The organism is Aliifodinibius sp. S!AR15-10 (genome assembly GCF_031569985.1).
Classification (GTDB): domain Bacteria; phylum Bacteroidota; class Rhodothermia; order Balneolales; family Balneolaceae; genus JAMQKA01.
This window is the reverse complement of record NZ_JAMQKA010000032.1, coordinates 18627-32817: the sequence shown is the minus strand read 5'-3', so window position 1 is coordinate 32817 and position 14191 is coordinate 18627. Positions and strand designations below refer to the sequence as shown.

Genomic DNA, 14191 nt, shown 5'->3' with positions numbered 1-14191 from the left:
AGCCCGGTAAAGCCTAATGAAAGTTCGGGGGTAGGCAATGACAGTTATTCACATTGAACTGACGATATTTACTTCTTTATGTATTCCTTAATCAGGCGGGCTTTAATTTACTAAAACAAACGACCCCTTTAGCCAGTTGGTCTTCGACCGAAAAACCGGCCCGTTCAAAAAGCTGGTTGCTCTCTTCCACAGTCCAGAACTTGAGTCCACTGAATTCTGCCGAATCCTGCAGCAGACGCACGTACCAAGCTCCCGATTTTATTAGGTGCATCATAAAGAAAGTGCCATCCTTTTTAATCACCCGCCGCGACTCATAGAGCACTTTCAGCGGATCGGTAAGTTCATTCAAAGTGCCGCCCATCATCAGCCCGTCAAAGGTAGTGCCAAAAAACGGGAGCTCATGGGCATCGGCGCGTAGCAGGAAAAGATCGGTTTGGTCGGCTTCAGCTTTCAGGCGGGCCTCCTCCAGCATCTGGGTAGAAAAATCGATGGCAACAACCCGGCAATCCGGCTGCGCTCTTTTCACCAAACGTCCATACAGCGCGGTGGAACAGCCGATATCCAGGTATAATTTACCCGCTTTCGGATCCAGCCACTCGATGAGCAACTCTTTCTCCTTATCGATCGGAAATTCTTCCCCGGTCAGGATAGAAAGCGAACGTTTCCGCCAGATATCTTCGTACAGTGCAGCAGTGACTTTCCAGTGGTTGGTACTCTGGGCCCATGACAAGGAGGGAGGAATTTCACCCAACAGATCAATGATATTATTCTGGATGACATATTCATCTCCCTTATTTGAACAGATAGTGCCGTTGAATGGCTTGTTCAGGTGTGCCGCTTCTTCAGGAATTTCAATTCCTGCTCGTTCATGCAGGGGAGACCTCAGTTCTAAAGACATACTCATCAATTCTGAATGTTAAATGCTGAATGTTGAATTTAAACGCTCGTTGTCCCCATTCCATTCAACATTTACAATTTATTGAGAACACAACAATTAATACGCAGTGGGTGAGAGTGTGTTACAGTCTTAATCCTCCTTTTGCAAAACGAGCGAAATCTGGGCTCCTTTTTTAACGCTCATCATCTCGGCAGCATCTCCTTTGTTGATCCCGATCTCCAGCATGCCCGCACTCCCGATATATGCGGCCGGCTCTCCCTCGGGCACCGCTCCAAACGTATTGACGAGTTCATCGAGAATCATGTTTCCCACATAAATTTTAACAGGCCGTTCCCCAATCACTTCATCGATCAGGGTGTCAGGCAGATTGGTGACCAGGTTACCGAACTTATCGATATGGATAATCCACCCCTGCAGGCCGTCTTTATCAGCAATGGGAGACGCCCAGCGGTATGTCTTTAGTTCATTGACCGGCTCCCCGAGTTCACTAAGCTCAACACCGTTGCTTAGATGGGCGGCAACCGGAGCAAAAATATCACGCCCGTGGAAGGTGTTGGACGGTTTTTCTTTCCAGTATTTTGGGTTGGTGAGGCGAACGGCCTCAAACTCTTTATTCTCGGTAAGCAGAGAAAAAATACCGTTATCGGGACCAACGTAATACTGGTCGTCAACTTTCAGCGCGATAGGATTACGGTCGGTTCCCACACCCGGGTCTATAACCACCAAATGAACAGAGTTGGGTGGGAAAAGAGGCGCAGAATTTTGCAGCACCCACGATCCGGCCATGATATCCTGATCGGGCACCTCGTGCGAAATATCCACCATCCGCACGTCCGGTGCAATACCCAGCATGACCGCCTTCATAGCGCTCACGTAGTAGTCTTGTAACCCGAAATCAGTTGTTAGCGTTACGATATTACGCATATGAATTAAGCATCACCGGCATGACAAGCATCAGCATCTCTTCGTCTTCTTCCTCTTCCAGTGGCTTAACAATGCCTGCCCTGTTTGGAGTAGAGAATTCAAAATAGACCTCTTCGCCGTCTACGTTACCCAGCACATCAGCCAGGTATTTCGCATTAAAACCGATCTCCATTGAATCTTCATCGTACTCGCAGCTGATCGTCTCTCGCGCTTCACTGCTCATATCGATATCCTCAGCGCGGATGGTGAGCTTATCTTTATCCAACTGCAGTCGAATTTGACGTGTAGTAGAGCTGGAAAAAATGGAGACCCGCTTCACGGTTGCCAACATCTGTTCTTTGTTGATGACCAGCTTTTTGTCATTTTCGCGCGGGATGACGGACTCATAATTGGGATACTGCTCATTGATCAGGCGGGTAATGACAATCGTGTTTCCGCTTTTGAAACGAGCATGATCTTCAGTAACAGTCAGTTCACACTCTTCCCCATGGAGTGCTTTTTGTACCAGGCTCAGTGCTTTCTCCGGGACAATGAAATTCACTTCCTGGTCTGAGGTCAGCTCCGACTTCACAAAACGAACCAGCCGGTGACCATCGGTGGCCACGAACTTGGTCTCTTCAGGACCGATATCAAAATATACGCCCATCATGGCGGGCCGAAGGTCGTCATTGGAGACGGCAAACAGCGTTTTGTCAATGGAATCGAGGATCAGCTCCTTGGTCGTTTCCAGCTTCTGACCGGAATCGAGATCGGGCACCTCGGGAAATTCATCAGGATCTTCTCCAACCAGCTTGTACGTACCCTTGTCTGTGCGGAATTTGATATTAAACTTCTCGTCTACATCGAATGAAACCGGGATGTCCGGCAGCTGGCGCAGTGTGTCTATCAGTCGCCGTGCGGGTATGGCAACAGCACCATCGACATCAATATCGGCCTCCATATACTCAATGATAGAGATCTCAAGATCAGTAGCCGTCAGGCGGAGTTTCCCATCTTCGCTCTCAAATAAAATGGTTTCCAGAATGGGGAGGGTCGCCTTGTTGGGGACAGCGCCGGATACAGCAGATAGCGCTTTTACGAGGTCACTGCTTGAAGCATTAAATTTCATATCTAATAATGTTTTCTAAATTAGGGTAATCACTTAATTTTACCTTTGAGATGCACTCCAAAAAGATACCTTATACTAATAAATCCTTGCTCTCTTAGCAACCAAAGTGGCCCATATAATACCTTATTTTTGACCTCTGTTTTGAGGACACTTATTTTCGTCTGAATCCTAATCAAATTGATCCTTATACGTGCGTATTCTCCTAATAGGTCCCACTGCAGTAGGAAAAACAGAACTTTCCATCAACCTGGCTAAATCAACCAACGCTGAAATTATCTCTGCCGATTCCCGCCAGTGCTATAAATACCTCGATATCGGCACCGCCAAGCCTACCGAGCGCGAGTTACATGAGGTGCGACATTACAACATTTCAATTCTTGAACCGGATGAGGAGGACAGTGCGGTCGATTTTTATGAGCGGACCCAGCAATGGGAGCAAGAGATCGAACAGAAGGGTAAAAACGTCCTGTTTGTTGGCGGCAGCACGCTGCATGTGCAGTCGTTGATCAAGCCGTTTGACGATGTGCCGGAAGCCGATGAAGAAAATATCGAGCACCTTGAACAGCGTCTTGCGGATGAGGGCGTCGAATCGTTATACGCACAGCTGGAGGATGTGGATCCTCACTACGCCGAAAAGATGGATGGCATGAACACCCAACGTATCCTGCGCGCCCTGGATGTGTGGATGCAGACCGGCAAAGCATTCAGCTCCTACCATTCGGACGACGATGAGATCGAGATTCCCGGTGATACATATGTCTTTGGATTGAAGCGGGAACGACAAAAGTTGTATGACCGTATCAACCAGCGCGTGGACCAGATGTTCGAACTGGGGTTTCTCGATGAGGTGCAAAAACTGCTTAATATGGGCTATACCAGGGAAACCAGGGCTCTCAATTCAGTGGGATACCGCGATGCCATCGACTATCTTGAGAGTGATAAAAGCCGGGAAAAGATGATCAAAGATATGAAAACACAGACCCGCCGCTATGCAAAACGGCAGATCACCTGGTTCAAGCGATGGGATTTCGTGGAGTGGATTGACATGGATGAGCACACGAATAAGGAAGCCCTGGGTATCATTATGGAGAAATTACCATCCTAACTTAGATGCAACTTGGTTTCAATTAAATCAATGTACGGGCACAAATAGAAGCTCATTAATAGCTTTTTTATAAACCTTTATCTGATCAATCCTGCTCATCCGCGTTTCGAATATAGTAGGAAATTCAGGTTAGCAGCTAAGCCCTAGAACTATTAACTTTGACAACTGATTTTCCTGACTTTACAGGGCATTTTGTTAACCCATTTTAAACCTGCCAACATGATCTATTAAATGGCGGGAAATACAATTTGAATTAAATCACTTATGTACAAAGCAAAAGTAAACGTAACGCTGCGAAAATCCATTTTAGACCCTCAGGGCAAGGCAGCGCATCACGCCTTGGAAAATCTGGGGCTCAAAGAAGTAAACGAAGTGCGAATCGGCAAGCTCATTGAACTGGATATCGAGGCCGATTCAAAAGAAAAGGCCCGCGAGATTGCAGAAACAGCCTGCACTAAATTACTGGCCAACGAAGTAATGGAAGATTTCGAAATTACGATCAACGAAAACTAAACGGAGATGCCTATGGTAGATCCGTTCCACATTTTTGCGGCAAACGATCCCACACCAGATCCCGACCCAACGGAAACACCCTCTGTGGAAGTACTCACAGAAGAGGAAGAAGAGGATAAGGAAGAGACCCCGTGGCGCGTTATACTCTATAATGACGAGGAACACACATTTGACGAAGTAATCGGCCAACTTATGAAAGCCACCGGGTGTAGCCAGGCCAAGGCCGAAAAACTCACCTTCAAGGTACACAATGAAGGAAAGGCAAATGTATATGAAGGATCGTTTGAAGAGTGTTTCCAGGTCAACAGCATACTAAAAGAAATTCAACTAATCACTGAAATTAAAGGATAACCGTGTCTATAACTTTTGGCGTAATCACGTTTCCGGGCTCCAACTGCGACCATGATGCCTATCATGCGCTGGCCCATATCATGAATGTAGAAACCACCTTTCTGTGGCATAAAGAAACCGACCTCTCCGGCATTGACTTCCTACTGATACCGGGCGGCTTCTCCTATGGAGATTATCTCCGCTGCGGGGCCATCGCCCGTTTTTCACCCATTATGCAATCAGTCGTGGAATTCGCCGAACAGGGCGGACCTGTACTGGGTATTTGCAACGGGTTCCAGATTTTGCTGGAAGCAGGTCTCTTGCCCGGTGCTATGCTCCACAACAAGGAACTGCGCTATGTTTGCAAGCAAGTGCACCTGCGTACCGAGTCGACCAACTCGATCTATACGCGTGGACTTGAAAAGGGACAAGTGCTACAAATCCCCGTCGCCCATGGAGAGGGAAATTACTTTATCGATGATGAAGGCTTAAAAGAGCTTCAGGATAATGACCAGGTCCTGTTCCGATACTCTGATGCAGCTGGCAATGTCGATGACGAAACCAACTTCAACGGGTCGGTAGACAATATTGCCGGGATTTGCAATAAACAGCGCAACGTACTTGGTATGATGCCGCATCCCGAGCGCGCCGTGGAGAAAATGATCGGCTCAGAAGATGGCAAGCTGATTTTTGAGTCTATACTAAATGAAGTTGTAACAGTTTAACAGTTATCAGTTATCAGTTATCAGTTATCAAAGGTTGCTCATTTCTTAGAAATCAGTCACGATTATGAAGAAGGTTGATGCTCCGTATTTAGTCTGTTTGTTTCACGTTATACACCTTACACCACGCTCTTTGCTTGTTAATAATTGTTCACTGACACACTGATTATTGTTCATTAATGTCAGGAAAAATACAACCTGCCAATAAATATTTTACTATTTAATTCAACAGCATCACGATACTTACAAATAACATGCCCAATGATTCGAAACAGATGAAACTTCACAGCAAAGGGTTGGTCAAACGCTACCGAAAGCGTGAAGTTGTTTCGAACGTTTCTATCGATGTGAAGCAGGGAGAGATCGTCGGGCTACTTGGTCCCAACGGAGCGGGAAAAACCACTACCTTTTATATGTTTGTCGGGCTGATAGAGCCGAATGAGGGGCAGATATTCATGAACGAAAAGAATATCACTGGCATGCCGATGTACAAGCGGGCCCGTATGGGGATTGGATACCTTTCGCAGGAAGCAAGCGTATTCCGAAATCTAACGGTGCGTGAAAACCTAGAGTCGGTACTGCAGTTTTTCGATATGCCGAAAAAGAAGGTTCGCGAACGGGCGGACGAACTCATTGAAGAGTTTGGGCTGGAACGGGTAGTAGACAGCAAGGGCTACAGTCTTTCTGGCGGAGAACGCAGACGAACAGAGATAGCACGGGCACTTGTCACCGACCCTAAATTTATACTGCTCGACGAACCGTTTGCCGGTGTAGATCCTATTGCCGTGGAGGATATCCAGGAGATTGTAGCCGAACTGAAATATCGCAATATCGGTATCTTTATTACGGATCACAATGTGCATGAAACACTCGCCATTACAGATAGGGCTTACCTGATGTTTGAAGGAAAGATTCTAAAAGAAGGGTCTGCCGACTTCCTTGCCGAGGATGAAGAAGCCAAACAGTTGTATCTCGGCAAACAATTTCGGCTGGACCGCTACGACAATGATTAAATATTTAGTAACTGTAGAGACGCATCGAATACGTCTGTTTATTTTTCAAATAGGCATATAGAGATTCGTTCTGTCTATACATAAGTAAAAAACAAAAAAATACCACTACACCACCATGGAAGAGATCACTGTTCAACAGCTAAAGGACAAGATAGAGAGCGGCCAGGATCTGTTTATCCTGGATGTACGCGAACCGTTTGAACAACACCAATCCGATATCGATTACGATCACAAGACACTTATTCCAGTTGGTAGTCTACAGGACCGATTTGAAGAACTGGATGATTATAAAAACAAGCAAGTTGTGTGCATGTGCCGCAGTGGATCCAGAAGTGCAAAGGCGTGCCGTTTCCTGGAAGGCCAAGGCTTCTCAAATGTCAAGAACCTGAAAGGTGGCATCAACCAGTGGGCCAGGGAGATTGACAACAGCCTGCCGATCTATTGATTTTGCTTATTGCATCTCAATTTGAGAGATTCCTTAAATAAATAACTAAACCAACAGGCCTACTATGAAAAACTCGGTTTTATTTTTAACAATCTCTTTTTTTCTACTGAGCATATGTGCGGTTCCAACTACAAATGCACAGAATGCTGACAACGCAAGTCTACTTGTATTCACCAAAACCGACGGATGGCGCCATAAATCAATACCAGCCGGTGTTAAAGCTTTGAAGGAGATTGGTGCCGACAATGGGTATGCTATTGACCACACTGAAGATGCGACTGTTTTCAATGAACAAAACCTCTCGCAATACGATGCGGTTGTGTTCCTCAATACCACCGAAAATATCCTGAACGAGCAGCAGCAGGATGCCTTTGAGCAGTATGTCACCAACGGCGGTGGATTTGTGGGTATTCATGCCGCCAGTGATACCGAGTACGACTGGCCGTGGTATAACAAGCTGGTGGGAGCCTATTTTAACGGCCATCCCGAAGTTCAGGAGGCGACAGTCAGAGTTGTTGATCAAAGCCATCCCTCCACTCAGCACCTTCCCAAAGAATGGGTCCGCACCGATGAATGGTACAACTTTAAAAACATCCAGGATCACCTGAACGTTTTGGCGTATTTAGACGAATCGACCTACGAGGGGGGAACGAACGGCGATAATCACCCTGCGGCTTGGTACCACGAAACGTTGGGGGGACGTGCCTTCTACACTGCCGGTGGACACACTTCAGAGTGCTATTCCAACCCAATGTTCAGGCAGCACCTGCTGGGCGGTATTCAATACGTATTGGATGAATAAAACATAAAAGGCTGATATCTATTTGTAGTAGATATCAGCCTTTTCTATTTGAAAGATGTGAAACGCTACCTACACCATCGCAGCAATCTGGTTGAGCAGCTCTTCGTTGCTGTCGGTGTTACGTAACACTTTCAGCAGGCTCTGCATACTTTCCTTTGGTGATTTCTTCAGCAGGTAACGGCGGACCATATTCCGCTCCTCCAGCGAATCTTCGATGAAACGCTCCTCGTTTCTCGTTCCGGAAGCGGCAATATTTATAGCCGGGAAAATTCGGTCGTTAGCCAGCTCGCGATCCAGCACCAGCTCCATATTACCGGTTCCCTTGAACTCCTCGAAAATCAGGTCATCCATTCGGGAATTGGTCTCGATCAAGCAGGTGGCAATAATGGTTAGCGATCCACCGCCCTCAATTTTACGGGCTGAACCAAAAATTTTCTTCGGAATCTCCAGGGCGCGGACATCAAGTCCACCGGAAAGCGTTTTACCACTTCCACTCTGTATGTTATTATAGGCTCGCCCCAAGCGCGTCAGCGAGTCAATCAGCAGCACCGAATCATCCCCAAGCTCAGCCATGCGCTTTACGTAGCCCAGCGCCAATTCACTGACGCGTACGTGGCTCTGGGTGGGATTATCGTTTGAAGAGGCAAAGACCTGGGCATCGGTGCTTCGCATAAAGTCGGTCACCTCTTCCGGGCGCTCATCAACCAGCAGCACGCTGGTATGGATGTCCGGATGATGCTTGGTGAGTGATTCAGCAATCTTCTTCAAAAGTACCGTTTTCCCGGTTCGCGGCGGCGCTACAATTAGTGCACGCTGCCCTTTTCCGATGGGGGAGACCAGATCCATCACCCGCATCTCGATGTCGTCGGCATCGTAGCCCAGCTTAACCTGCTGGTTCGGCATGATAGGGGTCTGAAGCTCAAAACGGGTAGCCAGCTGCCAGTGTTTGGGATCACGGTCATTGATCTTTTCGATAGAATGGATGTGACGGTGACCATGTCCATCCTCTTCATATTCCCCTTCTAAAATAAGACCCGGGCGCAGATCATGATGTTTTACCTCGTCCGGCTTCAAAAAAGGATCGCGCGGTTCATAACTAAACTCATGGTCGATCTTTCGTGCGAAACCGTACGTTTTCTCATTTATTTCTAACACTCCCCGATATTTACCAGCCACTTCCACATTGTGGTTCTCATTAAAACGGGGTACAAAGACGTTGGTTTTGCCTTTGTTTTTTCTACCGCGATTTTTCTTGTTTCTGGAACGTCCCATACATCAATAATTTGAGTTAAACTAACAATCCTGCTCAGCTACATGCAAATTGCGTCTCGGACAGGCTGAAGCAAAAAGATTGGTCCTACGTAAATAAGTTAAGAAGTTCTTGAGAGGTGAAGAAAAGAGCAGTGCAGCTTAGCCTGCTGCACTGCGAATTCTAATATCTATTAGAGAAGATAAGAATGTTTGGCTTATTTTAAAACTTATCGAACCGTTGTTGTTTCATCAATCCAGTCATAACAAGGCATCAGGTTGCTGTCTACCTCAATGTCCTGTCCTGCCTCCAACGGTGGTTGCCAGAAAAACTTCTCCTCAGTTGTCAATGTAACCGGCTTATATGAACTGTATTGATTTTGCACCTGGCTTGCAAGAGAAGACTCCAACTGACGTGCTCGGTCTAGATGATCCAAGACCAACCAGTAGACCACCTTATCTTTTCGATCCATTTTTCGCCCTTCCGTACACTGTTGTACTGCCTGACTGTAAATGGACGCCATCTGCATGTGTGGCTGTCCCCATTGGGAATTAAAATTCATCGCCTGGCGAGCAAAGCTGCGTGCCTGCTGCAGGTCCCCTTTGTTGAGGTAAGCCTCCGACATGTCAAGGGCAACTCCCGCCTTCTGAGTCTGATCATCCGTTTTGCCAAGTGCTTCTTTCAGGTATTTAAGTGCCTGATCGTAGTTGGCGTTGTTAATGGCGTAGTCGGCAAGTGCCCGCGTATTCTCAAAATTTGGCTCAATTTCATACAGCTTGTTCCGAATTTCTCGGACCTTGTCCGTTTGTCCCTGCTGGTTGTAGAGATCTGCCAGATCCTGCAATAAACCCAGGCTGTCAGGGTTTTGCTCGAGCTTGCCTTCAAGGAACGTGATACGCTCTTCAGGTGAGTCAAACAACTGGTTGCGAACTTTGTCAAAATAGTCCAGTAATTTTGGGCTGGCATACGGTTCTGCAGTATCGATCATAGCCAGCGCTTGGTCTTCCTTGCCGTCACTTATCAGGTTCTGCAGGGTTACTTGAACGTAATACCCCTCTCCCTGTTTGGTAAACTTTTCAGGATCGGATTTGAAAAGCTCCATATAGATGCCGTACGCTTTTGAAAGACCGTTATCGACAAAATCGGAATTTTCCTGTAGGAAGCGGGCCTGCTTGAACTTCCAGTCAAACATATTTATTTGGTCTTCCCCGAACTCAGTATAAACGTTTTCAAAAATTGTCTGTGCCGTATCCAGGTAAGCTGAACGAACACTGGGATCTTCTTTCTGCTTGGCAACCTCGCTATAGGCTGTTATCAAACGGTTAAGATTGGTTTCCAGATCAAAGCGCGAATATCCTTTCAGCTTCTGGGGCATCGACTTATAAATCCATCGGCCATAGCGAATAGCACCTTCATATTCTTCATTTTTATAATTTTCGTAGTATATCGAATAAGCTGATAGCTCATCCAACCCCATGGGTGGTTGTGCTTCTTGTGCAATAGAAGCAAATGGATTGCAAAGTATCAATAACCCTATTGCAAGTACCAGTTTTTTCATGACTCAGTATTTGGTGAATATTTACTTGTTGTAAGAAAACTCCTAAAGTACCGAAAATATTTTACTGCAATTTGGGCTGACTAAACACCAGTTCAGCTAAATTAATAGAGAGCTTCACTCCCCAAATCGATTCTTTGACCAGATTTTGGGCTTCAGTACCTCTCAAACCGTAGTGAAAACTTATATCAACAGAGGAGTTAGAATTCGGTGATGGAACTCCAAGACCAGCAGAAAATAATATGGTTTCAATCTTTTTTCCATCGATATTTAAATGCCCTGTATCGTAAGAAACCCCGGCTCGATATTTAAAACGAGATAGAAATTTATTAGATCCTGACACAAAAGGAAAATATCTTATTCCAAAAGCAGCTTTATATCGGTCCCCCAGCTGCTCCTCTTTTCGAAGTCCGCTGTTAAAATCGTATCCAAAATCTGACCATTGTTCATACAATGCCTCAGTAGTAAACGAAAGTCGGGGATTAATTTGGTATGTCAGTCCACCACTTAACTCGAGGGGCAACCTCAACTCTCCACTGCCCAGGCCCTGACCGTCGCTTACAGTAACAGTTTCTATAGTATTGGTTCCCAGTTGTTTCTCAGACTTCTGGGTACGTTTGGCATCAATCACCACCGGCAGATTTACCGCTGCACCAATCCGCAGGTAATCACGTTGTTTTAATACATTGGGAAGAGTAATCAGTGCGCCAAATCGATTTCCAAAACCTGTGCCGCTTGTCTGCATACTGTATTCCACAGTCTGATAACCACTTTCCTGGAATACCGTTGTTACATCTTTCTCCATCGATGCCAGCACAAGCGAACCTGCATAACCGACAGAGATATTTCGGTTAATTTCCCAGCCGAATCCCAGCTCAAGACTGTTAATTCCTCCAGATCCCACATTCCGTACCGTAGCCGTATCTACTTGTCCACCTGGTCCTGAGGCCCATGTATTGCGGCCAATGATACTGTAATTGGATCGCGTCAAGGGGGTGATCGATGCAGAAATTCCGATCCTATTCTTTTTTACCGGAAGCTGAAGCTGAAAATGGTTAGCTGAAAATACAGAGCTTTCCGTGCGTCCTGAACTCCCATTCAATCCCAGGTTATCGGTTCCCTGTACATGCTCCAATGAAAATCCGCCCGAGGCCAATGCAAAGCATCCCATACCCTCGCGTTCAAAACAGGCCATGTTGCCCCATGTGGCGGGGTTAGCCAATCCGGCTACATTGGTTTCGTTGAACGAAACGCCCAAGGCACCCATCCCGTCAGCACTGGATGAGGTAAAATCTACGGGCATTCCCACACCAATCTTTGAGTAGATGGAGCCCGTCTGTGCCTGATCGCCAGGGGTCTGGGCCAAAGCTTGAATCGTTACCAGGTTACATATAACCGCTATGAAAAAGAATTTCTTCAATATTTAACTTTCTTGGTTTTGTACGTATGTGACAATGATTTTAGGCCGCTTTTCTGCCGGTGCCTCCTCATCGTGTATTAAACTTGACCGAATTATACCACTATTGGTTTCTAGGCTAACATAGAACTTAAGTTCCGAGGGTATCCCGTCTATCAGCACGCTGTTAGTAAACGAGGTAATATCAAATCGGTAACTACCTTCCTCCTCGTCGTAATTTGCATTGGACAGAATCGAACCCGTTTGCAATACAATGGGTATGTTGCTCGGTTCTACCAGCTGCAACCGTGCGGAAGTAATGGGAGCGCGCCCTGTGCTTGGAGGCATCTGGCTGAGAGACCCGTCCAACTCTGAGCGATCCTCATAAAATACCAGTTCTACCTTTGATAGATTCACCGACCCGATATTTTCCCGTGTCAGATCCAGATCAAAATTTATTACTTGCTCAAAGGTACTGTGCAGCTTAAATGTTTGACTGGGTGCTGCACTCACATTCGCCCGATCAAGGCTGTAGGCCCAATCGCGAGCGGAAACCTGCAGGGTATCGCTTTCCGGATTTTCAATAATAAAATCACTTTCCTGGGCATCGATCGGTATAATTTTACCCGAACTTTTTGGCACTATCGCCAGACCCGGGAAGTTGATGCGGTATGTTGAATCGCGATCAGCGGCCTCGCTTGTGGCAAACTCCCGGTAGGCCTGCATCCAGCTTTCGGAAAGATCTACTTCTATCGAATCCTCCTTTTCAACTGTAAAGGAAGCGACAGTGGCATTCTCATCAAATTGAGGCTCATCCTTCAAATTCCACGCATTACCGCGCCAAACCTGGTTGAGTTCTATAATATCAAACTCAGCGGTATGCAGGGAATCGCCATAGATAACATCCTGGTTAAAGACCAGTCGCAGCTTCATATTGGCAGTGTCCGCCATCTCAGAGCTTGTTGAAATAAGCTGGGGACGAATCAGACCGGTTGCCTTCATGTCTCCAAAGAGGGGATCGCTGAATTGCCCGACCGAAAAGTAGGTTAAATTACCCGAATAAAAATTGTAGGACTCAGTTTCAATACCATTCACCATCAGGGTATCCACCTTGACAGCGGTATTGGTATCGGTAAAACCTCCTCCCACAACTCCGGGATCTTCACATCCCACGATTAAAAAGGTCAAACACGAAGTCAATAACAGAAACAGGATATTTCTGCTTGCTAATGCACGATATTGTGCAGTATTCATAAGCTAAATTAACAGTATGTAAAATCTAATTTGGTATCATTTAATGCAGCGCTATTCACCAGCCAACTCATCATAATAGTCGGCAAACTGATTGGAAACGCTTTCCGGGGAACCTTGAATCTTGGTTGGCTCAATGCCCATTTTCTCAAACAAACCATTGAGTTGGTCGGTCAGATGATTACCAGTAACCACCGCATCACTGAATTTCAAACCAATTGTTCGCAGATCAACTTTGCCGTCCTCCACTACTTGGTCGCGATCAAATGAATCAGGCAACCCGATCAGATCCAACAGCGATTGGTCAAAAATGCCGTGATTTTCAGGGTGATGGATGTTGTATACAATTTTCGAATTCTTAAAAATGCCTACGTCCTTGTATTTTTCCCTTACCAGTAATGGTATCAAGCCGGCCGGCCAGTCATGACAATGAATAATGTCTGGCTCCCAACCCAACTTCTTAACTGTTTCCAACACTCCTTTATTGTAGAAGACCAGTCGCTGATCGTTATCATCGTAATGCTCGTTGGTCTCAGGATTCAGAAACAGCGCTTTTCGCTCAAAAAAGGCATCATTGTCCAAAAAGTAGACCTGCAGCTTGGCATTTGGAATGCTCGCCACTTTTATACGCATGCTTTCTATTTGGTCGCCTACCTCCACCTCAATTCCAGAGAGCCGAATAACCTCGTGCAATCGATTCCTTCGGTCGTTGATTGTGCCGTATTTTGGTAGCAGAATACGTATTTCGTATCCTTTGTCTTGAAGGGATGCCGGCAAAAACCTCAGCAGATCCGCAGTATTTGTCATTCGTGCAAACGGAGATATCTCGGCAGCAGCGTATAATACTTTCATATAATTGTGATGGCTATAAAATTGGGGT

The 14191-nt window shown here is 46.2% G+C and carries 15 protein-coding genes; 7 read left to right on the top strand and 8 right to left on the bottom strand.

Annotation, left to right across the window (positions count from 1 at the left end):
- Positions 1 to 91 precede the first annotated feature (91 nt).
- The 3 genes from NC796_RS17820 to dnaN form a co-directional block, all read right to left on the bottom strand.
- Complete coding sequence (locus tag NC796_RS17820) at positions 92 to 904, bottom strand: methyltransferase domain-containing protein (RefSeq protein WP_310686365.1); 813 nt, start codon at positions 902 to 904, stop codon at positions 92 to 94.
- 123 nt (positions 905 to 1027) lie between these two features.
- Positions 1028 to 1822: an SAM-dependent chlorinase/fluorinase gene (locus tag NC796_RS17815; RefSeq protein ID WP_310686363.1), complete on the bottom strand. Its 795-nt coding sequence runs from the start codon at positions 1820 to 1822 to the stop codon at positions 1028 to 1030.
- On the bottom strand, positions 1815 to 2930 hold the full coding sequence (gene dnaN, locus NC796_RS17810) for a DNA polymerase III subunit beta (RefSeq protein ID WP_310686361.1): 1116 nt from the start codon (positions 2928 to 2930) through the stop codon (positions 1815 to 1817). Before dnaN ends, NC796_RS17815 begins: the two co-directional genes overlap by 8 nt.
- Before the next feature lie 190 nt (positions 2931 to 3120).
- Between dnaN and miaA the strand changes: the two genes are divergently transcribed.
- The 7 genes from miaA (at position 3121) to NC796_RS17775 (ending at position 7860) form a co-directional block, all read left to right on the top strand.
- Positions 3121 to 4035, top strand: coding sequence for a tRNA (adenosine(37)-N6)-dimethylallyltransferase MiaA (gene miaA / locus NC796_RS17805; RefSeq protein ID WP_310686359.1), 915 nt, complete (start codon positions 3121 to 3123; stop codon positions 4033 to 4035).
- Positions 4036 to 4299: 264 nt separating this feature from the next.
- A complete protein-coding gene (gene purS, locus NC796_RS17800) occupies positions 4300 to 4548 on the top strand; it encodes a phosphoribosylformylglycinamidine synthase subunit PurS (protein WP_310686357.1) in 249 nt (82 codons plus the stop codon).
- Between the two features lie 12 nt (positions 4549 to 4560).
- Complete coding sequence (locus NC796_RS17795; protein ID WP_310686355.1) at positions 4561 to 4899, top strand: ATP-dependent Clp protease adaptor ClpS; 339 nt, start codon at positions 4561 to 4563, stop codon at positions 4897 to 4899.
- A 2-nt stretch (positions 4900 to 4901) separates the two neighbouring features.
- Positions 4902 to 5603 carry a phosphoribosylformylglycinamidine synthase subunit PurQ gene (gene purQ / locus NC796_RS17790; RefSeq protein WP_310686353.1) on the top strand — a complete coding sequence of 234 codons (702 nt, stop codon included), beginning with the start codon at positions 4902 to 4904 and terminating at the stop codon, positions 5601 to 5603.
- Positions 5604 to 5854: 251 nt separating this feature from the next.
- Positions 5855 to 6613 (top strand): LPS export ABC transporter ATP-binding protein, encoded by a 759-nt coding sequence (lptB, locus tag NC796_RS17785; protein ID WP_310686351.1) that lies wholly within the window; start codon positions 5855 to 5857, stop codon positions 6611 to 6613.
- A 115-nt stretch (positions 6614 to 6728) separates the two neighbouring features.
- Positions 6729 to 7058, top strand: coding sequence for a rhodanese-like domain-containing protein (locus NC796_RS17780; protein ID WP_310686350.1), 330 nt, complete (start codon positions 6729 to 6731; stop codon positions 7056 to 7058).
- Positions 7059 to 7122: 64 nt separating this feature from the next.
- Entirely contained in the window at positions 7123 to 7860 is a 738-nt protein-coding gene (locus NC796_RS17775) for a ThuA domain-containing protein (RefSeq protein WP_310686349.1), read from the top strand.
- Positions 7861 to 7929: 69 nt separating this feature from the next.
- Here NC796_RS17775 and rho read toward each other — a convergent pair whose 3' ends face one another.
- The 5 genes from rho to NC796_RS17750 all read right to left on the bottom strand — a co-directional run bounded on the left by rho (position 7930) and on the right by NC796_RS17750 (position 14163).
- Entirely contained in the window at positions 7930 to 9132 is a 1203-nt protein-coding gene (rho, locus tag NC796_RS17770; protein ID WP_310686347.1) for a transcription termination factor Rho, read from the bottom strand.
- Between the two features lie 206 nt (positions 9133 to 9338).
- Entirely contained in the window at positions 9339 to 10667 is a 1329-nt protein-coding gene (locus NC796_RS17765; RefSeq protein ID WP_310686345.1) for a hypothetical protein, read from the bottom strand.
- A 61-nt stretch (positions 10668 to 10728) separates the two neighbouring features.
- Positions 10729 to 12030 (bottom strand): outer membrane protein transport protein, encoded by a 1302-nt coding sequence (locus NC796_RS17760; protein ID WP_310686343.1) that lies wholly within the window; start codon positions 12028 to 12030, stop codon positions 10729 to 10731.
- 57 nt (positions 12031 to 12087) lie between these two features.
- Complete coding sequence (locus NC796_RS17755; protein WP_310686342.1) at positions 12088 to 13314, bottom strand: hypothetical protein; 1227 nt, start codon at positions 13312 to 13314, stop codon at positions 12088 to 12090.
- A 51-nt stretch (positions 13315 to 13365) separates the two neighbouring features.
- Positions 13366 to 14163, bottom strand: coding sequence for a glycogen/starch synthase (locus tag NC796_RS17750; RefSeq protein ID WP_310686341.1), 798 nt, complete (start codon positions 14161 to 14163; stop codon positions 13366 to 13368).
- Positions 14164 to 14191 lie beyond the last annotated feature (28 nt).